This window comes from Pseudomonas sp. KU26590 (assembly GCF_026153515.1).
GTDB lineage: Bacteria > Pseudomonadota > Gammaproteobacteria > Pseudomonadales > Pseudomonadaceae > Aquipseudomonas.
The window spans coordinates 5309802-5332352 of record NZ_CP110644.1 but is presented as its reverse complement, the minus strand read 5'-3'; the positions used below and the strand labels follow the sequence as shown (position 1 = coordinate 5332352).

The window sequence follows — 22551 nt, the reverse complement described above, 5'->3', positions numbered from 1 at the left end:
ACCGGCCGGCCTCTTGGCCGTCGACCCAAGACGGATGCCTATGAACCCGAATTTTCTGGATTTCGAACAGCCGATTGCTGACCTGCAAGCCAAGATTGAAGAGCTGCGTCTGGTAGGCAATGACAACTCGCTGAACATCGGCGACGAAATCTCTCGACTGCAAGAGAAGAGCAATACGCTCACCGAAAGCATTTTCGGCAACCTGACCAGTTGGCAGATCGCGCGCATGGCGCGTCATCCGCGTCGTCCGTACACGCTGGACTACATTCAACACATCTTCACCGAGTTCGACGAGCTGCATGGCGATCGCCACTTCTCCGACGACGCGGCCATCGTTGGCGGTATCGCCCGCTTGAACGAGCAGCCAGTGATGGTGATCGGTCATCAGAAGGGCCGCGAAGTGCGCGAGAAAGTTCGCCGCAACTTCGGCATGCCGCGCCCTGAAGGCTATCGCAAGGCCTGCCGCCTGATGGAAATGGCGGAGCGCTTCAAGATGCCGATCCTGACCTTCATCGACACGCCGGGCGCTTACCCTGGCATTGACGCCGAAGAGCGTAACCAGAGCGAAGCCATCGCCTGGAACCTGCGCGTCATGGCGCGATTGAAGACCCCGATCATTGCCACCGTGATTGGCGAAGGCGGTTCGGGCGGCGCACTGGCGATTGGCGTGTGCGATCAGCTGAACATGCTGCAGTACTCGACGTACGCCGTGATCTCGCCGGAAGGCTGTGCTTCCATCCTGTGGAAAACCGCCGAAAAAGCGCCGGATGCAGCCGAAGCGATGGGCATCACTGCCGAGCGTTTGAAAGGCCTTGGCATCGTCGACAAGGTGATCAACGAGCCATTGGGCGGCGCGCACCGTGATCCGGCCGCTGCCGCAGCATCGATCCGCGAGGAATTGAGCAGCCAACTGAGCATGCTCCAGAAGTTCGATAACGACGCGCTGTTGACCCGCCGTTACGACCGCCTGATGAGCTATGGCCTTTAACCGGACCGATCTGCAAGAGGAGCGTCACCGAACCCGGTGACGCTTACCGGTCCGGCGAGCTTTAAGCAGGGTTAACCAGCATGAGCAAACCGGACAGCATCGCACTCGCACTCTCCAGACGTCTGCTGTCGCGCCTGGAACCCTGGCGCGCTGCAGCCGCCTGGCGCGTCGCCTTCTCCGGTGGGCTCGATTCCACCGTTCTGCTTCACCTGCTGGCGGAACTGGCCAGGGTTCACCCGCTTCCTCCTCTGACCGCTGTTCACGTCAACCATGGCCTCCAGGCGGTGGCGGCCTCGTGGCCGGTGCATTGCCGGCAGATGTGTCAGATTCTGGGCGTGCCGATGCAGGTCATCGACGTTCAGGTGCGCCCAGGCGCGAGTCTTGAGCAAGCTGCGCGGGACGCTCGCTACGCCGCGTTTAACTCGAACCTCGGGGCGGGCGAGGTGCTGCTCACTGCCCAGCACCGTGACGATCAGGCTGAAACGCTGCTGTTCCGCCTGCTGCGCGGCGCCGGGGTGCGCGGGCTGGCCGCCATGCCGGCGCAGCGTCCTTTGGGCGCAGGACAGCTATTTCGGCCACTGTTGGACGAATCCCGCGCAACCCTCGAGGCCTATGCCCGGGAACAGGGCTTGAGCTGGATCGAGGACCCGAGCAACAAGGACAGCCGCTTTTCGCGCAACTACCTGCGCAGCCACGTATTGCCGCTGGTGACGACGCGCTGGCCGCAAGCGATTGCGAGCATGGCCCGCAGCGCCGCGCACCTGGCCGAGGCCCAGCAGTTGCTGGACGAACTGGCGGTGCAGGACCTCGCCCTCGCTGATACGCCGTGCCCCTGGCCCTGGCTGGACATGCCCTCCCTTGAACTCGCGCCGCTCGAAGCGCTGTCACCCGCCCGGCAACGCAATGCACTGCGCCACTGGCTGGCGCCGCTCACTCGATTGCCCGATACCGATCACTGGGCAGGCTGGGATTCGTTGCGCGATGCCGGGCCGGACGGTCGGCCCATCTGGCGACTGGCCGAGGGTCAGATGCACCGTGCCGAGGGGCGGATCTGGTGGCTGTCGGGCATCTGGCTGAAAAACGTTGCCGGCTCGCAAGACTGGTCCCTGGCCTCGCAACCCCTCACCTTGCCGGGCAATGGCATGTTGCAGATACTCGGCGCGGCGCCGGCGGGAGGTCTGCACGTGCATTACCGCCAGGGCGGCGAAACCTTTGATGTGCCCGATCGTGGACGTCGAGACTTGAAAAGGCTGCTCAACGAGAAGGGTGTGCCTGTGTTTCTGCGCGGCCGATTGCCGCTGTTGTACCGCGGCGAGCAGTTATTGGCCGTGGCAAACCTTCCGGGACTGGACGCCAGCCCCCGTGGCGACTGGCGATTGCACTGGTTGCCACCGACGAATGACCAAAGTTTGAGCTGAAAGGGCCTTTCCGGTAGACTACGCTCCCTTCTTGATACAGCTTATGTCGATCCTTCCGGAACGACGCAAGTTGCCGATTACCAGCCAGTTTTTACTGGGCGATTCTCAAAAATGTGGCGAGCCACGGACAGACCTTTTCTGGGTCGGTCGCTGACTTGGGCGCGACAGATTCGAAAATGCACAGTGAGACACGCAGGTTGTCGGGGGCTTCGGCCTTCCTTCGCTTTCCCCGGCGGCTCTGACCGCTTTAACGCAGACTTCTAGGGTTTTTCATGACGCGCTACATCTTCGTCACGGGCGGTGTTGTTTCTTCATTGGGGAAAGGCATCGCCTCGGCTTCATTGGCGGCCATCCTGGAGGCGAGGGGACTTAAGGTCACCATGCTGAAGCTGGACCCCTACATCAACGTCGATCCCGGCACCATGAGCCCGTTCCAGCACGGTGAGGTGTTCGTCACCCACGACGGCGCCGAGACTGACCTGGACCTGGGTCACTACGAGCGTTTCATTCGCACCACCATGACCCAGAACAACAACTTCACCACCGGCCGTGTGTACGAACACGTCCTGCGCAAAGAGCGCCGTGGTGATTATCTGGGCGCGACCATTCAGGTGATCCCGCACATCACCGACGAAATCAAGCGTCGCATCATCAAGGGCGCCGGCGATGCCGACGTCGCCATGGTCGAAATCGGTGGCACGGTGGGCGACATCGAGTCGCAACCGTTCCTCGAAGCGATCCGTCAGCTGCGTTTCGAAGTGGGCGCCAAGCGCGCCATGCTCATGCACCTGACCCTGGTTCCGTACATCGCCACCGCGGGCGAGACCAAGACCAAGCCGACTCAGCATTCGGTGAAGGAACTCCGTTCGATCGGCCTGCAGCCAGACGTACTGGTCTGCCGTTCCGACCACCCGATCGACATCTCCTCGCGCCGCAAGATCGCGCAGTTCACCAACGTTGAAGAGCGTGCGGTCATCGCCCTTGAAGACGCCGACACCATCTACAAGATCCCGGGCATCCTGCATTCCCAGGGCCTTGACGATTTCGTCGTCGAGCGCTTCGGCTTGCAGTGCGGCAGCGCCGACCTGTCCGAGTGGGAAAAGGTCGTCGACGCCAAGCTCAATCCGGAACACGAAGTCACCATCGCGATGGTCGGCAAGTACATGGAGCTGCTGGATGCGTACAAGTCGCTCATCGAAGCGATGAGTCACGCCGGCATCAGCAACCGCACCAAGGTCAACCTGCGCTACATCGATTCCGAAGACATCGAGAATCAGGGCACTGGTTTGCTCGAAGGCGTTGACGCGATTCTCGTCCCGGGCGGCTTCGGTCTGCGCGGCGTCGAGGGCAAGATCACGGCCGTGCAGTTCGCTCGCGAGAACAAGGTTCCGTATCTGGGCATCTGCCTGGGCATGCAGGTGGCGGTCATCGAGTTCGCACGTAACGTGCTGGGCTGGAAAGACGCCAACTCCACCGAGTTCGATCGCACCAGCCAGCACCCTGTCGTCGGTCTCATCACCGAATGGGAAGACGCCACCGGTGCTGTCGAAACCCGTACCGAAACCTCTGACCTGGGCGGCACCATGCGTCTGGGTGCGCAGGACTGCCTGCTTGAGCCGGGCTCTCTGGTGCACGATTGCTACGCCAATGACGTCATCGTCGAGCGCCATCGCCACCGTTATGAAGTGAACAACAAGCTGCTGCCGCAACTGGTCGAAGCCGGTCTGAAAATCTCCGGTCGTTCCGGTGATGGCGCGCTGGTTGAAGTGGTCGAGTCTCCGGATCATCCATGGTTCGTGGCGTGCCAGTTCCACCCTGAGTTCACCTCAACGCCTCGCGATGGCCACCCGTTGTTCAGTGGTTTCGTCAAGGCAGCGCTTGCTCAACACCAGAAGAACGGCTGATAGGGATTTATCACATGGCTCAGAAAATCATCCGCGTCGGCTCGATCGACATCGCCAACGACAAACCCATGGTTCTGTTCGGCGGCATGAACGTCCTCGAGTCGCGCGACATGGCGATGCAGGTCTGTGAAGAATACGTGCGAGTGACCGAGAAGCTCGGCATTCCCTACGTATTCAAGGCCAGCTTCGACAAGGCCAACCGCTCTTCGGTGACTTCGTACCGTGGCCCGGGCCTTGAAGAGGGCATGCGGATCTTCCAGGATATCAAGCAAGCCTTCGGCGTGCCGATCATCACCGACGTGCACGAGCCTGAGCAGGCCGCTGCGGTGGCAGAAGTCTGCGACATCATTCAGTTGCCGGCTTTCCTGTCCCGTCAGACCGATCTGGTCGTGGCCATGGCCAAGACCGGCGCCGTGATCAACATCAAGAAAGCCCAGTTCCTCGCGCCCCACGAGATGAAACACATCCTGGCCAAGTGCGTAGAAGCGGGCAACGATCAGTTGATCCTGTGCGAGCGTGGTTCGAGCTTCGGCTACAACAACCTGGTCGTCGACATGCTCGGTTTCGGCATCATGAAGTCCTTCGAATACCCGGTGTTCTTCGACGTGACCCATGCCTTGCAGATGCCAGGGGGTCGCTCGGATTCCGCCGGTGGCCGTCGTGCCCAGGTGACCGATCTGGCCAAGGCCGGTATGAGTCAGGGCCTGGCCGGTCTGTTCCTGGAAGCCCACCCGGATCCGGACAACGCCAAATGCGACGGTCCCTGCGCCCTGCGTCTGGACAAGCTGGAGCCGTTTCTGGCCCAGCTCAAGGCGCTCGACGAACTCGTTAAAAGCTTCCCGACGATCGAAACGGCGTAAAACCCGCTTCACCGGCGCCGAACCCTCCGGTAGAGTGCCGTTCGTTGTTTTCCCGACCGAAGGGTCGGGAAAATTCTCGTTTCAGGGCCTGCCCGTTGTCCTAGAGCCTTGAGGCGCCGAATCGTTTTCCCAGCTGCGTCGTTTTCGTCAATCTTGGAGTGTTAACAACAATGGCAAAAATCGTCGACATCAAAGGTCGTGAGGTTCTCGACTCCCGTGGCAATCCCACCGTGGAAGCAGACGTGCTCCTCGACAACGGCATCATCGGCAGCGCTTGCGCGCCGTCCGGTGCTTCCACCGGCTCGCGTGAAGCGCTCGAGCTGCGTGATGGCGACAAGAGCCGTTACATGGGCAAGGGCGTTCTGAAAGCCGTGGCCAACATCAATGGCCCGATCCGCGACCTGCTGCTGGGCAAAGACCCGGTTGACCAGAAAGCCCTCGATCACGCGATGATTGAGCTGGACGGCACCGAGAACAAAGCCAGCCTGGGCGCCAACGCGATCCTCGCCGTGTCGCTGGCGGCGGCCAAAGCCGCCGCTCAGGATCAGGACCTGCCGTTGTACGCGCACATCGCCAACCTGAACGGCACGCCGGGTGTTTACTCGATGCCGGTCCCGATGATGAACATCATCAACGGTGGCGAGCACGCGGATAACAACATCGACATCCAGGAATTCATGATTCAGCCGGTGGGCGCCAAGACCTTCTCTGAAGGCCTGCGCTGGGGCACCGAGATTTTCCATCACCTCAAAGCGGTACTGAAGGCGCGCGGCCTGAACACGGCCGTGGGTGACGAAGGTGGCTTCGCGCCGAACCTGAACTCCAACGCCGACGCGCTGGACGCTATCGCCGAAGCCGTTGCCAACGCGGGTTACAAGCTGGGCACCGACGTGACCCTGGCGCTGGACTGCGCAGCGAGCGAGTTCTACAAGAACGGCAAGTACGTGCTGAGCGAAGAAGGCGAGTACGACTCTGCCGGTTTCGCCGACTACCTGGCTGATCTGGTCAGCAAGCACCCGATCATCTCGATCGAAGACGGCCTGGACGAATCGGACTGGGATGGCTGGAAAGTCCTCACCGACAAGATCGGCGACAAGATCCAACTGGTGGGCGACGACCTGTTCGTGACCAACACCAAGATCCTGAAAGAAGGCATCGACAAGAAGATCGGTAACTCGATCCTGATCAAGTTCAACCAGATCGGTACGCTGACCGAAACGCTGGAAGCCATCCAGATGGCCAAGGCCGCGGGCTACACCGCCGTGATCTCGCACCGTTCCGGTGAAACCGAAGACTCGACCATTGCCGACCTGGCCGTGGGTACTGCGGCCGGCCAGATCAAGACCGGTTCGCTGAGCCGTTCCGACCGTATCGCCAAGTACAACCAGCTGCTGCGTATCGAAGAGCAACTGGGCGCCAAAGCGGTGTACCGTGGTCGCGGCGAGTTTCGCGGCTGATTGCAAAGATGGTAAAAAGGCAGCAGGCGTTGCAGGAGAAGTCACTGAAGCGTGACTTCTCTTGTCGTCCTGATCCATGAGCCCGGTGACCACCGGGCTCATGGGCATTTGAAATGGTCGGTTTTGCTGTCTTTATTCGCCGGGTAACAGATATTCACAATGCGCAGTCCTAACTGGTTGTTCCTCGTTCTGCTTTTGATGCTCGCTGGCTTGCAGTATCGCCTATGGGTAGGTAACGGCAGTCTCGCGCAGGTGGCCAGTCTGACTCAGCAAATCGCCGATCAACACGCCGAAAACGATGCTCTGCTGGAGCGCAACCGGGTCCTCGACGCGGAAGTGCTGGAGCTGAAAAAAGGCCTCGAAACCGTTGAAGAGCGTGCCCGTCATGAACTGGGCATGGTCAAGGACGGCGAAACCCTTTATCAGTTGGCACAGTGACGTTGGTGTAATGACTCAATCCCTTCCTGCCTTCTGGGCAGTGATTCCCGCAGCGGGCGTTGGCGCGCGCATGGCGGCAGACCGTCCCAAGCAATACCTGCAACTGGGCGGCCTCACGATTCTTGAACACAGCCTGCTTTGCTTTCTCGATCATCCTCGGCTCAAGGGCCTGGTGGTCAGTCTGGCTGTGGACGACCCTTATTGGCCCACGCTGCCCTGCGCGCTGGATTCCCGTATCCAGCAGGTCGCCGGCGGCAAAGAGCGTTCGGACTCGGTGCTCAATGCGCTGCTGCACCTGCATGCCAACGGCGCCGATGACAACGATTGGGTGCTGGTGCATGACGCCGCGCGCCCGAACCTGGCACGTTCGGATCTCGATAATCTGCTTGGCGAACTGGCGGATGACCCGGTGGGCGGTTTGCTGGCCGTGCCGGCGAAAGACACTCTCAAGCGCGCCGATGCCAATGGTCGCGTGACCGAAACCGTGGATCGCAGCCTTATCTGGCAGGCCTATACGCCGCAGATGTTTCGTCTGGGTGCGCTGCACCGGGCGCTGGCCGACAGTCTGGTGTCGAACGTGGCGATCACCGATGAAGCCTCGGCCATCGAGTGGGCCGGGCAATCGCCGCGTCTGATCGAAGGGCGCGCCGACAACATCAAGGTCACACGACCGGAAGACCTAGAATGGCTGCGCCAGCGTCGGGTGGAATTCAACGGCTGATCAGCTTGCAATGAAGGCGGGTACATTCGCTGTTTTTGCTTGTGTAGGAGCGCGCTTGCCCGCGAACGCGGTAGGTCTGCACCGTCGTTGCAGCCTGACACTGTGCATTCGCACGTAAGCGCACTCCTACAAAGGATCGGCATGATTACTGTACTCATCCCGCGACGCCAATCCCGCCTTAAGATAATCCACCAGCTTTCTCACCTTGGGCGACAGATGCCGCTGTTGGGGGTACAGCGCCCAGACGGCGGTGTTCGGTGGCTGATGGGCATCCAGTAACGACACCAGCGCACCGCGCTTGAGATGCTCCAGCACGTAGTAATCCGGCAGCTGACACAGCCCGACCCCACGCAACGCCGCATCGAGCACTGCCTGCCCACTGTTGCAGCGCCAGTTGCCTTGCACCCGTTGGGAAAATTCCCGCCCGTTTTGTTGTAGCAGCCAACTGTCCGAGCTGCCGATCAGGCAGTTGTGTCGCGCCAGTTCCGACACGCTGTGGGGCCGGCCATAGCGTTCGATATAAGCGGGGGAGGCGCACAGGTACATCTTGCGCGGCGCGAGTCGGGCGGCCACCAGTCGGGATTCCTGCAAGCGACCCAGCCGGATCGCCAGGTCCAGGCCTTCATGCACCAGATCCAGCGTGTTGTTGGTCAGCTCGATGTCCACGCGCAGTTGCGGGTAGTCCTCCATGAAGCGTGTCACCAAAGGGGCGATGAACCTTTCGCCGTAGGCGACGGCACAGGTCATCCGCAGCAGTCCCTTCGGCTCGCTGGTCAGGTCCGTTACCGCGCGCAACGCTTCCTCGCGCCCGTCCTGCAAGCGCTGACAGTGGTGCAGAAACGTCTGACCCGCCTCGGTCAGCGCGACTTTCCGGGTGCTGCGATAGAGCAGGCGCGTCTGCAAGCGTTCTTCCAGCCGCGCGATCTGCCGACTGATGTGCGACGACGACACCCCAAGCCTTTCTGCCGCTGCGGTGAATTGCCCGCACTCGGCCACGGCGACAAACTCGTCCAGACCTTCCCAGCGATTGACCTGCATTGATTGTCCCTGCACAGCATTAATGTTTTGCTTTAAGGCCGATTATTAATCACCCGGCACTGCATTACACTCTGGGCTCGTTTTTATTTAGCTGGAGATCATGATGATCAAGTCACGTGCTGCCGTTGCTTTCGCGCCCAATGAACCACTGCAGATCGTTGAAGTGGACGTTGAGGCCCCGAAAGCTGGCGAAGTGTTGATTCGTACCGTCGCATCCGGCGTTTGCCACACCGATGCCTACACCCTGTCCGGTGCTGATTCTGAAGGCGTCTTCCCGTGCATCCTCGGGCACGAAGGCGGCGGCGTCGTTGAAGCCATCGGCGAAGGCGTGACCTCGCTCGCCGTGGGCGACCACGTCATTCCGCTGTACACCGCCGAATGCCGCGAGTGCAAATTCTGCAAATCCGGCAAGACCAACCTCTGCCAGAAAGTCCGCGCCACCCAGGGCAAAGGCCTGATGCCCGACGGCACCACCCGCTTCAGCTACAAGGGCCAGCCGATCTACCACTACATGGGCTGCTCCACGTTCTCCGAATACACCGTGGTCCCGGAAATCTCCCTGGCGAAAATCCCCAAGGAAGCGCCGCTGGAGAAGGTCTGCCTGCTGGGTTGCGGCGTGACCACCGGCATCGGCGCGGTGCTGAACACGGCCAAGGTCGAGGAGGGCGCCACCGTGGCGGTCTTCGGTCTGGGCGGTATTGGCCTGGCGGCGATCATTGGCGCAAAAATGGCCAAGGCCTCGCGCATCATTGCGGTTGACATCAATCCCTCCAAATTCGACGTGGCCCGTGAATTGGGTGCCACCGAGTTCGTCAATCCGAAGGATCACGACAAGCCGGTTCAGGAAGTGATCGTCGAAATGACCGACGGCGGCGTCGATTACAGCTTCGAGTGCGTAGGCAATGTGAACCTGATGCGTGCTGCGCTGGAATCGTGCCACAAGGGCTGGGGCGAATCGGTGATCATCGGCGTCGCCGGCGCAGGTCAGGAAATCTCCACGCGTCCGTTCCAGCTGGTGACCGGTCGCGTCTGGCGCGGTTCGGCCTTCGGCGGCGTCAAAGGCCGCACCGAACTGCCAAGCTACGTCGAAAAAGCGCAGAGCGGCGAGATCCCGCTGGACACCTTCATCACCCACACCATGGGCCTGGACCGGATCAACGAAGCCTTTGACCTGATGCACGAAGGCAAAAGCATCCGTACCGTCATTCATTTCTGAGGAGCAGCGGCAAGCTTCAAGCGGTAAGCGGCAAGAGGGGCGTGTCATGACCTCTTGCCGCTCAAGGCTTGCAGTTTGCCGCCCGGAGAAGCCCATGAGTCTGGAAAACATCTCGTGCCAGAAAAGCTTCGGCGGCTGGCATAAGCGTTACAAACATCATTCCGACGTGCTCGGCTGCGACATGGTGTTCGCGGTGTATCTGCCTCCGCAAGCGGAGCAGGGCGGCAAGCTGCCGGTGGTCTATTGGTTGTCAGGGCTGACTTGCACCGACGAGAACTTCATGCAGAAGGCCGGTGCGCTGCGCATCGCGGCGGAGCTGGGACTGATCATCGTGGCGCCGGACACCAGCCCGCGTGGCGCCGACGTGCCGGATGATCCGGACAAGGCCTACGACTTCGGCCTGGGCGCCGGCTTTTACCTGAACGCCGCCGAGCAACCGTGGGCTCGGCACTACCGCATGTACGACTACGTGATCAGCGAGCTGCCCGCGTTGATCGAGGCGCACTTCCCGGCCTCGGACAAACGCAGCATCAGCGGGCATTCCATGGGTGGCCACGGCGCGCTGGTCGGTGCATTGCGCAACCCGGGCCGCTATCAATCGGTGTCGGCGTTCTCGCCCATCTGCAACCCGATGGATTGCCCGTGGGGACAAAAAGCGTTTTCCCGCTACCTGGGCGAAGACCGTTCGCGCTGGCGTGAGTGGGACGCCAGCGTGCTGATCGCCGAGGCCACCGAGCGCTTGCCACTGCTGGTGGACCAAGGCGATCGCGATGACTTCCTCGGCAATCAGCTCAAGCCGGAATCGTTGGTTCAGGCGGCGAAGGCGGCTGGTCATCCTCTGGAATTGCGCATGCAGCCGGGTTATGACCACAGCTATTACTTCATCGCCAGCTTCATCGAAGACCACTTGCGCCATCACGCCCGAGCCTTGGCCGACTGACGTCCTCGCCCTCAATTGCAGCGTCACGGGCAATTGAGCGCGGGCCGACCCTAATGTCGGTCAAAGTAGGTAGAATCACGCCCTGACTTTTTCAGGGCGTTTTTTTATGCGTATTGGCCACGGCTACGATGTGCACCGTTTCGCTGAAGGCGATTTCATTACCTTGGGCGGCGTGCGGATTGCGCACACGTCGGGTTTGCTCGCGCATTCCGATGGCGATGTAGTGCTGCATGCGCTGAGCGACGCCCTCTTGGGTGCTGCCGCGCTGGGCGACATCGGCAAGCATTTCCCGGACACCGATCCGCAATTCAAGGGCGCCGACAGCCGGGTTCTGCTTCGTCACGTGCTCAAGCAAGTGCAGGGCAAGGGCTGGAAGGTCGGCAACGTCGACGCCACCATCGTTGCGCAGGCGCCGAAGATGGCGCCGCACATCGAAACCATGCGCGCCTTGATTGCCGAAGACCTCCAGGTCGACATCGACCAGGTCAATGTCAAGGCCACCACCACTGAAAAGCTCGGCTTCACCGGCCGTGAAGAAGGCATCGCCGTGCACGCCGTTGCGTTGTTGATCAGCGCATGACCGAGCTCGAACTTCTGGGCCCGAGAGCCTATGGCGATGCGTTGGGTACTGCCGTGCTGAAGGCCACTGCCGAAGACTTTCAGGTCGATGAAGTCCTCGACATCCCGCTTTCCGGGGATGGCGAGCACCTGTGGCTGTGGGTCGAAAAACGCGGCCTGAACACCGAGGAAGCGGCCCGGCGTCTGGCCAAGGCGGCCGGCGTGTCGTTGCGAACCGTCGCTTACGCCGGTTTGAAGGACCGTCAGGCGTTGACCCGTCAGTGGTTCAGCATTCAGCTGCCGGGCAAGGCCGATCCGGACATGTCGGTGGCACAAAACGATTCTCTCAAGATCCTCGACAGCAAACGCCACAAGCGCAAGCTGCAACGGGGCGCCCACGCCGCCAATGGCTTCACGCTGCGGCTGACGCAATTGCAGGCCGACAAGGCCGGGCTGGACGCACGTCTCGAGTCGATCAGGCAGCACGGCATCCCCAACTATTTTGGCGCCCAGCGTTTCGGCCATGAAGGCGGGAACCTGGGTGAAGCCCGGCACTATGCCGAGCGTCAGGCCCTGCCCGAGCAGCGCAATGTGCGCTCCCGGTTGCTCTCCACCGCCCGCAGCTACCTGTTCAATCAGGTCTTGGCTGCGCGGGTCGCCGATGGCAGCTGGCAACGAGCGCAAGTGGGCGATCTGCTGGCCTTCACCGACAGCCGCAGTTTTTTCCCCGCAGGCGAAGCCGAGTGCAGCGACCCGCGGCTGGCGATCCTCGATCTGCACCCGACCGGGCCGCAGTGGGGCGAGGGCGACTCCCCGGCGTCCGGCGCTACCGCCGAGCTTGAAAACAGCATCGCGGCGCGCGAGGCGTCGCTCTGTAACTGGTTGATAAAAGCGGGAATGGAGCATGAACGGCGCATCCTGCGACTGCCCATCGGGCGGTTGACGTGGCATTATCCCGAGCCTGACATTCTGCAACTGGAATTCGTCCTGCCGGCCGGATGCTTCGCCACCGCTTTGGTGCGTGAACTCGTCGATCTCGCGCCGGCAGGGCAGACGGACAGCTCATGCGTATTCTGATTTCAAATGATGACGGGGTTATGGCGCCCGGGCTGGCTGCGCTGCATGGCGCGCTGGCCGGGTATGCCGACTGCGTGGTGATTGCGCCCGACCAAGACAAAAGCGGCGCGAGCAGTTCGCTGACGCTGGATCGGCCGTTGCACCCGCACACCCTGGACAACGGCTTCATCAGCCTCAACGGCACCCCGACCGATTGCGTCCACCTCGGACTCAACGGCCTGCTGCCCGATGAGCCGGACATGGTCGTGTCGGGTATCAACCTGGGCGCCAATCTGGGTGACGATGTGCTCTATTCAGGCACCGTCGCTGCGGCGCTGGAAGGTCGTTTTCTGCAACGCCCGTCATTTGCCTTTTCATTTTTGTCACGTCAGGTCGATAACTTGGCAACCGCCGCGCACTTTGCCCGGCTTCTGGTCGAAGCCCACGAGCGCCTCGACCTTCCACCCCGTACCGTATTGAATGTGAATATCCCTAACCTGCCGCTGGCAAACGTACGCGGTATCCAGCTGACCCGTCTTGGCCATCGCACCCGTGCGGCGGCGCCTGTGCGCGTGGTTGACCCGCGCGGAAAGGCCGGTTACTGGATTGCTGCTGCCGGAGATGCCGAAGACGGCGGGCCGGGCACCGATTTCCACGCCGTGATGCAGGGTTACGTGTCGATTACCCCGTTGCAGCTGGATCGTACCTATCAGGACGGTTTCAACAGCCTGAACGCTTGGCTGGAGGGAATGGCCTGATGTCGCGTGAGCAAGATGATCTGTTACGACGTGGCGTGGGGATGACTTCCCAGCGTACCCGCGAGCGTCTGATTCAACGGTTGTGCGAAGAGGGCATCGCCAACACTCAGGTGCTGGACGTTATTCGCAAGACCCCTCGTCACCTGTTCGTTGACGAAGCCCTGGCACACCGCGCGTACGAAGACACCGCGCTGCCGATCGGCAACAACCAGACGATTTCCCAGCCTTACATGGTGGCGCGCATGAGCGAGCTGCTGTTGGCGGCGGGTCCGCTGGATAAGGTACTGGAAATTGGCACCGGCTCGGGCTATCAGACCGCCGTGCTGGCGCAATTGGTGGAGCGGGTTTTCTCCGTCGAACGCATCAAGGTGTTGCAGGATCGCGCCAAGGAACGCCTCGTCGAACTGAACCTGCGCAACATGGTGTTTCGTTGGGGCGATGGGTGGGAAGGCTGGCCGGCGCTCGCGCCTTACAACGGGATCATCGTCACCGCCGTGGCGACCGACGTACCTCAGGCGTTGCTGGACCAACTGGCCCCCGGTGGTCGCCTGGTGATTCCAGTGGGTTCGGGTGAAGTGCAGCAACTGATGCTGATCATTCGCGAGGAGAACGGCTTTTCCCGGCATGTGCTGGGCGCTGTTCGTTTCGTCCCGTTGCTCAACGGGCCGCTGGCGTAAGCGCTATTTTGCGGTGGCAATGAATTCCACAAGACGCTGCCGGTCTACAGGCTGGCGTTTTGCAACGATGCTTCGGTCAACTGCCGCAGCGCCGTCTCACACCATATTTTTCATGGCTGTCTGGTCTTTTCACGACACAGGGCAGTTTCTTTTTCAGTCACCGGTAAAGGGAGTGGCGGGTGAGTCTCACAGTCATTCGGCAGCGTAGTTCTTCAACAAGTTTTCAGCGTCTGGTGATTGGAGTTGCCCTGAGTATCCTTCTGGTCGGCTGCTCCAGCACGCCATCCGGCGGCGTGCGCATTGTCGACCGTAACGGCAAATCGACGGTGCCAACCCGTCAGCCGGTCACCACCGGTCAGTACGTCGTGAAGCGCGGCGACACGCTGTTTTCCATTGCATTCCGTTACGGCTGGGACTGGAAAGCGCTGGCCGCGCGCAACAGCATTCCAGAGCCATTCACTATTCATGTCGGTCAGACGATCCGCTTTGACGGGCGCGCCAACTCTCCGTCCACGGCAGTGGCCGCTGGCTCGGCAGGCGTTCCACAGACCACCACGAGCAGTTCGTCATCGCCGTCCGGATCGCTGAAAACCACCGTCATTTCAAGGCCCGTAGGCGCCGTCGCCGCGACGACACCACCGCCGACAAGCAACTCGACCACCACGCCGGTCAACACAACCGTGGTCACCGGCGCCCGCTCTCCAAGCGGCTGGACATGGCCGACAAGCGGCGTTTTGATCAGCAAGTTCTCTTCAAACGGTAGTTTGAATAAAGGAATTGATATCGCTGGTGATTTGGGACAGCCTGTTTTGGCCGCGTCTGATGGGACAGTGGTATACGCCGGAAGTGGATTAAGGGGCTACGGCGAGTTGGTCATCATCAAACACAGCGATACCTACGTCAGTGCATACGGACATAACCGTCGGCTCTTGGTTCGGGAGGGACAACAGGTCAAGGCAGGGCAAAGTATTGCCGAGATGGGCTCAACGGGAACTGACCGGGTGAAACTGCATTTCGAGATTCGCCGCCAGGGTAAACCGGTAGATCCACTGGAATTTTTGCCACGTCGCTGATCGGTTGTCAGCCTGTTCCTGCGTAGAGGGGACAGGCTCAAGTGCTGCCATGGAAGAAGGCGTCACTGGAGCTTGAGGTCGAACTCACCAAAGGACTATAACAATGGCTCTCAGCAAAGAAGTGCCGGAGTTTGACATAGACGACGAGGTACTCCTCATGGAGCCCGTAATCGTCCTGGATTCTGCAACGGATGAGAAGCCAGCTACACCTTCCGTTCGCGCGAAACCTAAAAACTCTGCAGCGCTCAAACAGCATAAGTACATTGATTACACTCGGGCACTGGATGCTACGCAGCTGTACCTCAATGAAATCGGCTTTTCCCCCCTGCTCTCCCCGGAAGAAGAAGTCCACTTTGCGCGACTGTCGCAAAGCGGCGATCCGGCTGGGCGCAAACGCATGATTGAGAGCAATCTGCGGCTGGTCGTGAAAATCGCCAGGCGCTACGTCAATCGTGGTCTGTCATTGCTGGACCTGATCGAGGAGGGCAATCTGGGCCTGATTCGAGCAGTCGAAAAATTCGATCCGGAGCGTGGATTCCGGTTCTCGACCTACGCCACCTGGTGGATTCGTCAGACCATCGAGCGTGCGATCATGAATCAGACGCGCACGATCCGTCTGCCAATTCATGTGGTCAAAGAGCTTAACGTCTACTTGCGCGCCGCGCGGGAGCTGACGCAGAAGCTGGACCATGAACCCTCTCCCGAAGAAATCGCCAACCTGCTGGAGAAGCCGGTCGGTGAGGTCAAGCGCATGCTGGGCCTCAACGAGCGTGTGTCTTCTGTGGATGTGTCGCTGGGTCCAGATTCGGACAAGACGCTGCTCGACACCCTGACCGACGACCGCCCCACCGACCCGTGCGAGCTGCTCCAGGACGATGATCTGTCGCAAAGCATCGACCAATGGCTTTCCGAGTTGACCGACAAACAGCGTGAAGTCGTTGTCCGTCGATTCGGCCTGCGCGGGCACGAGAGCAGCACCCTTGAAGACGTCGGGCTGGAAATCGGCCTTACCCGTGAGCGTGTGCGGCAGATTCAAGTGGAAGGGTTAAAGCGTCTTCGCGAGATTCTCGAGAAGAACGGTTTATCCAGCGAGTCACTCTTTCAATAAGGCGCAGAGGGTTGGCGTAAGTTACATCAAGCACAATGAGAGCCCCGATCAGTCGGGGCTTTTTTATGTCGGTTGAATGTGCTTTAGATGGATATTGCATGACAGTTTTTTGATGGGCCCGTGTCCACTTTCACAACCGGGTAAGTGATGCTTACTCACGCTGTAAGCCATTTCTTACGCGTTATGTGAGTTATCGTCTCTTCTTTGGCGGATTATGTCTCCGTCAGTTGAAAGCCGATGGTTATCCCATTGATTTAATGAGCAATTTAAGACTAGCGCCGGCCAGCGGCTGAATTTTCCTGAAAACTCTCGGCGCTTGCCCTGACCGTTTAAATCACTAATATCAGTCCTGTACCGACGGATTGGTACAGGCGGTCAAGGACGACTGCTCAAGGACATCGCAGGATGCGATTCATCAGGATGATGAACACGGATTGAAGGGATTATGGAAAAAATGTGGGCGGGTCATACCGCCCCTTTTTTCGTCTGCAGAAAAGTGAGGCTGCAACCAGGCCACCACGCAAAAAGGCCCCGAAGGGCCTTTTTTTATCAGCAGGCGCTTAGCGCTCCAGATCGGCGATCTTGCCGGTCTTGCCGTCCCACTCCTTGGCATCCGGCAGCGCTTCTTTGCGTTCCGTGATGTTGGGCCAGATTTCAGCCAGCTCTGTGTTCAGCTGAATGAAATTCTCCATGCCGGCGGGAATCTCGTCTTCCGAGAAGATCGCATTCGCAGGGCACTCAGGCTCGCACAGGGCACAGTCGATGCACTCGTCCGGGTGAATCACCAGGAAGTTCGGGCCTTCGTAAAAGCAGTCCACCGGACAGACTTCTACGCAGTCGGTGTACTTGCACTTGATGCAGTTGTCGGTGACGACGAAGGTCATTTCTAATTCTCTCCTCAGGCGGCGGCAGCAAGGCCGTTCAGTCCGGCTTGCCAGGTACGGGACGTCCCCCGGCCGTAAAACTCAGCTTCTCGAGCAACGCGGCAGGCAAGGTGTCCTGCGCGGCGATGTCCGACCTTGGTTCGCTGCGTTCAAACGCGGCCAGGTGCGCTGTAAAGCCAGGCTAAGAGCTCACAGCGTCCCGAACCGCGCGGGATTCTAACAGCTTGTTACGAATGACGTTAGATGCGTGTCTTCATCGAATACAACAACTCAAGCGCCTGACGCGGCGTCAGGTCGTCGATCTTCAGGTTCGACAACTCGTCCAGAACAGGGTGCGGCAAGCTTGCGAACATATCGCTCTGCATCGGTAGCGGTGGTTTGCCCGGCTTGGCCCGGGGCTGCTCATGGGGCAAGCTGGTGGTCTCCAGGCGCAACAGATGCTCCTTCGCCCGCGTGATGACGCGCGCCGGCACGCCGGCCAGTTGCGCCACGGCAAGACCATAACTCTGGCTTGCCGGGCCCGGCAGCACGCGGTGCAGGAAGACAATGCGCTCGTTGTGCTCGGTAGCATTCAGATGCACGTTGGCCACCAGCGGCTCGCTTTCCGGCAATACGGTCAGCTCGAAGTAATGTGTGGCGAACAGTGTGTACGCGCGCAGCTGGGCGAGGCATTCCGCCGCGGCCCACGCCAGCGAAAGCCCGTCGAAGGTGCTGGTGCCACGTCCGACTTCATCCATCAGCACAAGGCTTTTGTCGGTGGCGTTGTGCAGAATGTTCGCCGTCTCGCTCATCTCCACCATGAAGGTGGAGCGTCCGCCGGCCAGGTCATCGCTTGAACCGATACGCGTGAAGATACGGTCGACCAGCGAGAGTTCGCAGCTCGCCGCCGGCACGAAGCTGCCGATATGCGCCAGCAGCACGATCAAAGCGGTCTGACGCATGTAGGTGGATTTACCGCCCATGTTAGGACCGGTGATTACCAGCATGCGCGTGTTGTCGTTCAAGTCCAGGTCGTTGGCCACGAACGGCGACGACAGAACCTGCTCCACCACCGGGTGACGACCTTGCTCGATGCGCATGCACGGCTCGTCAGTGAAACGCGGACGGTTGAGGTCCAGATTCAGCGCACGCTCGGCCAGGTTGCTCAGCACGTCCAGCTCGGCCAGCGCGGCGGCGGTGTCCTGCAGCGGCGCGAGATGACCGATCAGGTCTTCCAGCAGCGTCTCATAGAGCATCTTTTCCCGAGCCAGCGCGCGGCTCTTGGCCGACAACGCCTTGTCTTCGAATTCCTTGAGCTCAGGGGTGATGAAACGCTCTGCGCCCTTGAGCGTCTGGCGGCGGATGTAATCGGCCGGCGCCTGTTCCGCCTGCTTGCTCGGCAGCTCGATGAAATAGCCGTGCACGCGGTTGTAGCCGACCTTTAGGTTGGCCAGCCCGGTGCGCGCCTTCTCCCGAGTTTCCAGATCGATAAGGAACTGCCCGGCGTTCTCGCTCAGGGACAGCAATTCATCGAGCTCGGCGTCGTAACCGGTCTTCAGTACGCCGCCGTCGCGAATCACGGCAGGCGGATTGTCGATAATCGCGCGTTGCAGCAGGTCGGCCAGCTCCGGGTAAGTGCTCGCCGTTTTCGCCAATTGCTGAATGTGCGGCGCTTCGAGCTCGGCCAGTGCCAATTGCAGTTCGGGCAACGCGCTCAGGGCATCACGCAGACGCGCCAGGTCACGGGGACGGGCGTTGCGCAGCCCGATACGCGCGAGGATGCGCTCGATGTCGCCGATCTCTTTCAGTCGCGGCTGCAGGTTCTCGAAGCGGTAGCGCTCAAGGAAGCAACCAATCGACTCCTGCCGGGCTTGGAGGATCTGCAGATCACGCAGCGGCCGGTTCAGCCAGCGGGTCAGCAGGCGCGTGGCCATGGCGGTCTGACAGCGATCCATCACCGACTGCAGCGTGTTGTCGCGGCCGCCCGCCAGATTGGTGTCCAGTTCCAGGTTGCGGCGGCTGGCGCCGTCCAGAATCACTGTGTCATCGAGGCGCTCATGGCGCAGGCTGCGCAGGTGCGGCAATGCCGTGCGCTGGGTTTCCTTGGCGTAACCCAACAGACAGCCCGCCGCGCCGATCGCCAGGGTCAGGTTCTCGCAGCCGAAGCCTTTCAGGTCCTGAGTGGAGAATTGCTGGCACAGGCTTTTGTGCGCCGAATCGCGCTCAAAGTCCCACGGCGCGCGACGACGGGCACCGCGGCGTTTCTCTGCCGGCAGGCCCTGGGGCCAGTCATCGGGAATCAGCAGCTCCACCGGGTTGATCCGCTCAAGCTCGGCCAGCAGGTTTTCCCAGCCCTTGATTTCCAGCACCGAGAAATTGCCGCTGGTGATGTCCAGCACGGCCAGGCCGAACAGGCGCTCGTCACCCAGCACGGCGGCAATGAGGTTATCCCGACGCTCGTCCAGCAACGCTTCGTCGCTGACGGTGCCCGGCGTGATGATGCGCACCACCTGACGATCAACCGGCCCTTTGCTGGTCGCCGGATCGCCGATCTGTTCGCAGATGACCACCGACTCGCCCAGTTTCACCAGCTTGGCCAGATAGCCTTCCGCTGCGTGATAGGGGATGCCGCACATGGGAATGCTTTGCCCCGCTGACTGACCCCGGGCGGTCAACGTGATGTCGAGCAGCTTGGCCGCCTTTTTGGCGTCTTCGTAGAAGATCTCGTAGAAGTCACCCATGCGGTAGAACATCAACTGGTCGGGGTGCTGATTTTTCAGCCGCCAGTATTGCTGCATCATGGGGGTGTGCGAGGAGAGGTCTGAAATTGCTTTATTCATCAGTTATTTAGGCAAATTCTGTAGGAGATTGAGGCAAGTTTCGGGCTACGACGGGGATTCCACCTACGTGGCTGGACGTCATATCCGATTGCTTTTGCGATGGCGGCAAGGTTACCACGCACGTTCTCGGGACGCAGGTCCGGCTGATTCGTCACGGCGCGTTTCCGAACCGACACGAGACGCTTCGAGCTGGCTAGGATGTCGAGCACCGCCCGATTGGAGGCGGCATTATCGACAAGGATTGCGCCATGCAACGCAAGCGAGGACGAGATTCAACCAACGGTCGCTTCATCCCTCTGGAGGAGGCCAAGCGACGGCCACGGGAAACCATCGTGGAAACCGTCAAGAAACCCTGCCCCGAAAAACCGGAGCGCAAATAGATGGCATGCAGGCGTGATCTGTATTCAGGTCGCGTCCTGTATTGCACATCAACCCGGCTGGTGTAGCGTGTCTGCTTTGCGGCAATCAATACGGAGAACCCCTTTGGACGACATCACTCACCTGGCAGCAACCCTGGGTCAGCAGCTGCTGGCGGCAGGCGCGCAGGTCAGCACTGCCGAGTCCTGTACCGGAGGCGGCATCGCCGAAGCCATCACCCGTGTTCCAGGGAGTTCGGCCTGGTTCGAGGCCGGGTATGTCACCTACTCCAACCGGCAGAAGACCCGACAACTGGCGGTGCCGGAAGCGCTGTTCGCCCAGGTCGGCGCTGTTAGCCGCGAAGTGGTCGAAGCCATGGCCAAGGGTGCGCAGGCAAACAGCGGTGCGCAGTTTTCGGTTGCGGTCAGCGGGGTGGCCGGGCCGGACGGGGGCTCGGCGGAGAAACCCGTGGGTACGGTGTGGGTCTGCTGGGGCATGGCGGAACGATTGATCGCCGAGCGCTTTCTATTTGCAGGTGACCGCGATGCGGTCCGCCGACAAACGGTGAGCGCGGCGCTAGAGGGGCTTGTAAGGCTCTCTCGCGGAGAAATACCAAATCAGGGGTAGGCGCGCGTCAGACCCTGTGGAATAATACTGGCTACTTATACAGTTATATCGGCCGTCAAGGCCTAACCTATTACGAGAGGATTCAATGGACGACAACAAGAAGAAAGCCTTGGCTGCGGCCTTGGGTCAGATCGAGCGTCAATTCGGCAAAGGTGCCGTAATGCGCATGGGTGACCATGACCGCCAGGCTATTCCTGCTATCTCCACCGGCTCGCTGGGTCTCGATATCGCACTCGGTATCGGTGGCCTGCCAAAAGGCCGGATCGTTGAAATCTACGGCCCGGAATCTTCGGGTAAAACCACCCTCACTCTGTCCGTGATCGCAGAAGCCCAGAAAATGGGTGCCACCTGCGCATTCGTCGACGCCGAGCACGCGCTCGATCCAGAGTACGCCGGCAAGCTGGGCGTCAACGTTGACGACCTGCTGGTCTCCCAGCCAGACACCGGCGAACAGGCCCTCGAAATCACCGACATGCTGGTGCGTTCGAACGCCATTGACGTCATCGTCGTCGACTCCGTGGCCGCTCTGGTACCAAAAGCTGAAATCGAAGGCGAAATGGGCGACATGCACGTCGGCCTGCAAGCCCGACTGATGTCCCAGGCGCTGCGTAAGATCACCGGTAACATCAAGACTGCCAACTGCCTCGTTATCTTCATCAACCAGATCCGTATGAAGATCGGTGTGATGTTCGGCAGCCCGGAAACCACCACCGGTGGTAACGCATTGAAGTTCTATGCGTCGGTCCGTCTGGACATCCGCCGTACGGGCGCGGTCAAGGAAGGCGACGAAGTCGTCGGTAGCGAAACCCGCGTCAAAGTCGTGAAGAACAAGGTGGCCCCGCCGTTCCGTCAGGCTGAGTTCCAGATTCTCTACGGCAAGGGCATCTACCGTAACGGCGAGATCATCGACCTCGGCGTGCTGCACGGTTTGCTGGAGAAATCCGGTGCCTGGTACAGCTATCAGGGCAGCAAGATCGGTCAAGGTAAAGCCAACTCCGCGAAGTTCCTGGCGGACAACCCGGAAATCGGCACCACCCTCGAGAAGCTGATTCGCGAGAAACTGCTGACCGCAGCGCCTGATGTGAAGGCCCAATCGTCCCGCGTTGCGGCAGACGATGTGGCTGAAGTCGAAGCTGACGCGGACATCTGATCCCCGTCATGCCAGCTGTGCTCGATACGCCCGTCGCTGTAAGGCGTACCGCAATGGACCTGCTCGCGCGCCGCGAGCATGGTCGTGTCGAGCTGACGCGCAAACTGCGTCAGCGCGGCGCTCCCCCCGAATTGATTGACGCAGCGCTCGACCGTCTGACGGAAGAGGGTCTGCTGTCTGAATCCCGATACCTCGAAAGCTTTGTTTCCTACCGTGCCCGTTCTGGCCACGGCCCTTTGCGTATCCGCGAAGAGCTGGGCCAGCGGGGCTTGCTGCGTCCGGACATCGAACAGGCGCTGCGTGAGTGCGGCGTCGACTGGTGGGAAAAACTGGAAGCACTGTGGCAGCGCAAGTTCAGCGGCCAACTGCCCAGGGATGCCCGCGAACGTGGGCAGCAGATGCGCTTTCTGAGTTATCGCGGATACCCGCCAGAGCTGATTGGTCGTTTGCTGAGTGGCAAGGGCAACGACGATTGATACTCGATTGGCGTGAAGGCGCGCAAGC

General features: G+C 60.6%; 22 protein-coding genes. 19 read left to right on the top strand and 3 right to left on the bottom strand.

Annotated elements, in window-relative coordinates:
• Positions 1-40: 40 nt before the first annotated feature.
• The 7 genes from OKW98_RS23725 (at position 41) to ispD (ending at position 7786) form a co-directional block, all read left to right on the top strand.
• On the top strand, positions 41-988 hold the full coding sequence (locus OKW98_RS23725) for an acetyl-CoA carboxylase carboxyltransferase subunit alpha (protein ID WP_265386911.1): 948 nt from the start codon (positions 41-43) through the stop codon (positions 986-988).
• 80 nt (positions 989-1068) lie between these two features.
• Complete coding sequence (gene tilS, locus OKW98_RS23720) at positions 1069-2406, top strand: tRNA lysidine(34) synthetase TilS (protein WP_265386910.1); 1338 nt, start codon at positions 1069-1071, stop codon at positions 2404-2406.
• Between the two features lie 272 nt (positions 2407-2678).
• A complete protein-coding gene (locus OKW98_RS23715; RefSeq protein ID WP_065989824.1) occupies positions 2679-4310 on the top strand; it encodes a CTP synthase in 1632 nt (543 codons plus the stop codon).
• Positions 4311-4324: 14 nt separating this feature from the next.
• Entirely contained in the window at positions 4325-5170 is an 846-nt protein-coding gene (gene kdsA / locus OKW98_RS23710) for a 3-deoxy-8-phosphooctulonate synthase (protein WP_122622970.1), read from the top strand.
• Between the two features lie 170 nt (positions 5171-5340).
• Positions 5341-6627, top strand: a complete 1287-nt coding sequence (gene eno, locus OKW98_RS23705) for a phosphopyruvate hydratase (RefSeq protein ID WP_265386909.1) — start codon at positions 5341-5343, stop codon at positions 6625-6627.
• Positions 6628-6786: 159 nt separating this feature from the next.
• Positions 6787-7065, top strand: coding sequence for a cell division protein FtsB (gene ftsB, locus OKW98_RS23700; RefSeq protein WP_037014212.1), 279 nt, complete (start codon positions 6787-6789; stop codon positions 7063-7065).
• Positions 7066-7075: 10 nt separating this feature from the next.
• The gene (gene ispD / locus OKW98_RS23695; RefSeq protein ID WP_265386908.1) at positions 7076-7786 is read left to right on the top strand and encodes a 2-C-methyl-D-erythritol 4-phosphate cytidylyltransferase; all 711 of its coding nucleotides are present in this window, start codon (positions 7076-7078) and stop codon (positions 7784-7786) included.
• Positions 7787-7912: 126 nt separating this feature from the next.
• On the opposite strand, the gene OKW98_RS23690 is transcribed toward ispD, so the two are convergent.
• Complete coding sequence (locus tag OKW98_RS23690) at positions 7913-8824, bottom strand: LysR substrate-binding domain-containing protein (protein ID WP_265386907.1); 912 nt, start codon at positions 8822-8824, stop codon at positions 7913-7915.
• A gap of 103 nt (positions 8825-8927) precedes the next feature.
• Here OKW98_RS23690 and OKW98_RS23685 point away from each other — a divergent pair, with 103 nt between their 5' ends.
• From OKW98_RS23685 to rpoS, 8 genes are all read left to right on the top strand, one after another.
• Entirely contained in the window at positions 8928-10040 is a 1113-nt protein-coding gene (locus OKW98_RS23685; protein WP_265386906.1) for an S-(hydroxymethyl)glutathione dehydrogenase/class III alcohol dehydrogenase, read from the top strand.
• 94 nt (positions 10041-10134) lie between these two features.
• Complete coding sequence (fghA, locus tag OKW98_RS23680; RefSeq protein ID WP_265386905.1) at positions 10135-10980, top strand: S-formylglutathione hydrolase; 846 nt, start codon at positions 10135-10137, stop codon at positions 10978-10980.
• A 106-nt stretch (positions 10981-11086) separates the two neighbouring features.
• Positions 11087-11560: a 2-C-methyl-D-erythritol 2,4-cyclodiphosphate synthase gene (gene ispF, locus OKW98_RS23675; protein ID WP_265386904.1), complete on the top strand. Its 474-nt coding sequence runs from the start codon at positions 11087-11089 to the stop codon at positions 11558-11560.
• Positions 11557-12615: a tRNA pseudouridine(13) synthase TruD gene (gene truD, locus OKW98_RS23670; protein WP_265386903.1), complete on the top strand. Its 1059-nt coding sequence runs from the start codon at positions 11557-11559 to the stop codon at positions 12613-12615. Before ispF ends, truD begins: the two co-directional genes overlap by 4 nt.
• The gene (surE, locus tag OKW98_RS23665) at positions 12603-13352 is read left to right on the top strand and encodes a 5'/3'-nucleotidase SurE (RefSeq protein WP_265386902.1); all 750 of its coding nucleotides are present in this window, start codon (positions 12603-12605) and stop codon (positions 13350-13352) included. Before truD ends, surE begins: the two co-directional genes overlap by 13 nt.
• Positions 13353-13393: 41 nt before the next feature.
• Positions 13394-14029 (top strand): protein-L-isoaspartate(D-aspartate) O-methyltransferase, encoded by a 636-nt coding sequence (locus tag OKW98_RS23660; RefSeq protein ID WP_172610991.1) that lies wholly within the window; start codon positions 13394-13396, stop codon positions 14027-14029.
• Between the two features lie 179 nt (positions 14030-14208).
• Complete coding sequence (locus OKW98_RS23655; protein ID WP_265386901.1) at positions 14209-15102, top strand: peptidoglycan DD-metalloendopeptidase family protein; 894 nt, start codon at positions 14209-14211, stop codon at positions 15100-15102.
• A gap of 103 nt (positions 15103-15205) precedes the next feature.
• The gene (gene rpoS, locus OKW98_RS23650; RefSeq protein ID WP_065989798.1) at positions 15206-16210 is read left to right on the top strand and encodes an RNA polymerase sigma factor RpoS; all 1005 of its coding nucleotides are present in this window, start codon (positions 15206-15208) and stop codon (positions 16208-16210) included.
• Between the two features lie 560 nt (positions 16211-16770).
• Here rpoS and fdxA read toward each other — a convergent pair.
• Both fdxA and mutS read right to left on the bottom strand, forming a co-directional pair.
• Positions 16771-17094 carry a ferredoxin FdxA gene (gene fdxA / locus OKW98_RS23645; RefSeq protein ID WP_265386900.1) on the bottom strand — a complete coding sequence of 108 codons (324 nt, stop codon included), beginning with the start codon at positions 17092-17094 and terminating at the stop codon, positions 16771-16773.
• A gap of 239 nt (positions 17095-17333) precedes the next feature.
• On the bottom strand, positions 17334-19901 hold the full coding sequence (gene mutS, locus OKW98_RS23640; RefSeq protein WP_265389824.1) for a DNA mismatch repair protein MutS: 2568 nt from the start codon (positions 19899-19901) through the stop codon (positions 17334-17336).
• Positions 19902-20161: 260 nt separating this feature from the next.
• On the opposite strand from mutS, the gene OKW98_RS23635 reads away from it, so the two are divergent.
• From OKW98_RS23635 to recX, 4 genes are all read left to right on the top strand, one after another.
• A complete protein-coding gene (locus OKW98_RS23635; protein ID WP_265386899.1) occupies positions 20162-20293 on the top strand; it encodes a hypothetical protein in 132 nt (43 codons plus the stop codon).
• A gap of 103 nt (positions 20294-20396) precedes the next feature.
• Positions 20397-20897 (top strand): CinA family protein, encoded by a 501-nt coding sequence (locus OKW98_RS23630; RefSeq protein ID WP_416147615.1) that lies wholly within the window; start codon positions 20397-20399, stop codon positions 20895-20897.
• 85 nt (positions 20898-20982) lie between these two features.
• Positions 20983-22047 (top strand): recombinase RecA, encoded by a 1065-nt coding sequence (gene recA, locus OKW98_RS23625; RefSeq protein WP_265386898.1) that lies wholly within the window; start codon positions 20983-20985, stop codon positions 22045-22047.
• A gap of 8 nt (positions 22048-22055) precedes the next feature.
• Entirely contained in the window at positions 22056-22523 is a 468-nt protein-coding gene (gene recX, locus OKW98_RS23620) for a recombination regulator RecX (protein ID WP_237253766.1), read from the top strand.
• The last annotated feature ends 28 nt before the right edge of the window (positions 22524-22551 follow it).

Bases quoted from the DNA above. Each gene is read 5' to 3' on its own strand.
- OKW98_RS23725 (WP_265386911.1), top strand. From the start codon at position 41: ATGAACCCGAATTTTCTGGATTTCGAACAGCCGATTGCTGACCTGCAA.
- tilS (WP_265386910.1), top strand. From the start codon at position 1,069: ATGAGCAAACCGGACAGCATCGCACTCGCACTCTCCAGACGTCTGCTG.
- OKW98_RS23715 (WP_065989824.1), top strand. From the start codon at position 2,679: ATGACGCGCTACATCTTCGTCACGGGCGGTGTTGTTTCTTCATTGGGG.
- kdsA (WP_122622970.1), top strand. From the start codon at position 4,325: ATGGCTCAGAAAATCATCCGCGTCGGCTCGATCGACATCGCCAACGAC.
- eno (WP_265386909.1), top strand. From the start codon at position 5,341: ATGGCAAAAATCGTCGACATCAAAGGTCGTGAGGTTCTCGACTCCCGT.
- ftsB (WP_037014212.1), top strand. From the start codon at position 6,787: ATGCGCAGTCCTAACTGGTTGTTCCTCGTTCTGCTTTTGATGCTCGCT.
- ispD (WP_265386908.1), top strand. From the start codon at position 7,076: ATGACTCAATCCCTTCCTGCCTTCTGGGCAGTGATTCCCGCAGCGGGC.
- OKW98_RS23690 (WP_265386907.1), bottom strand. From the start codon at position 8,824: ATGCAGGTCAATCGCTGGGAAGGTCTGGACGAGTTTGTCGCCGTGGCC.
- OKW98_RS23685 (WP_265386906.1), top strand. From the start codon at position 8,928: ATGATCAAGTCACGTGCTGCCGTTGCTTTCGCGCCCAATGAACCACTG.
- fghA (WP_265386905.1), top strand. From the start codon at position 10,135: ATGAGTCTGGAAAACATCTCGTGCCAGAAAAGCTTCGGCGGCTGGCAT.
- ispF (WP_265386904.1), top strand. From the start codon at position 11,087: ATGCGTATTGGCCACGGCTACGATGTGCACCGTTTCGCTGAAGGCGAT.
- truD (WP_265386903.1), top strand. From the start codon at position 11,557: ATGACCGAGCTCGAACTTCTGGGCCCGAGAGCCTATGGCGATGCGTTG.
- surE (WP_265386902.1), top strand. From the start codon at position 12,603: ATGCGTATTCTGATTTCAAATGATGACGGGGTTATGGCGCCCGGGCTG.
- OKW98_RS23660 (WP_172610991.1), top strand. From the start codon at position 13,394: ATGACTTCCCAGCGTACCCGCGAGCGTCTGATTCAACGGTTGTGCGAA.
- rpoS (WP_065989798.1), top strand. From the start codon at position 15,206: ATGGCTCTCAGCAAAGAAGTGCCGGAGTTTGACATAGACGACGAGGTA.
- fdxA (WP_265386900.1), bottom strand. From the start codon at position 17,094: ATGACCTTCGTCGTCACCGACAACTGCATCAAGTGCAAGTACACCGAC.
- OKW98_RS23635 (WP_265386899.1), top strand. From the start codon at position 20,162: ATGCAACGCAAGCGAGGACGAGATTCAACCAACGGTCGCTTCATCCCT.
- recA (WP_265386898.1), top strand. From the start codon at position 20,983: ATGGACGACAACAAGAAGAAAGCCTTGGCTGCGGCCTTGGGTCAGATC.
- recX (WP_237253766.1), top strand. From the start codon at position 22,056: ATGCCAGCTGTGCTCGATACGCCCGTCGCTGTAAGGCGTACCGCAATG.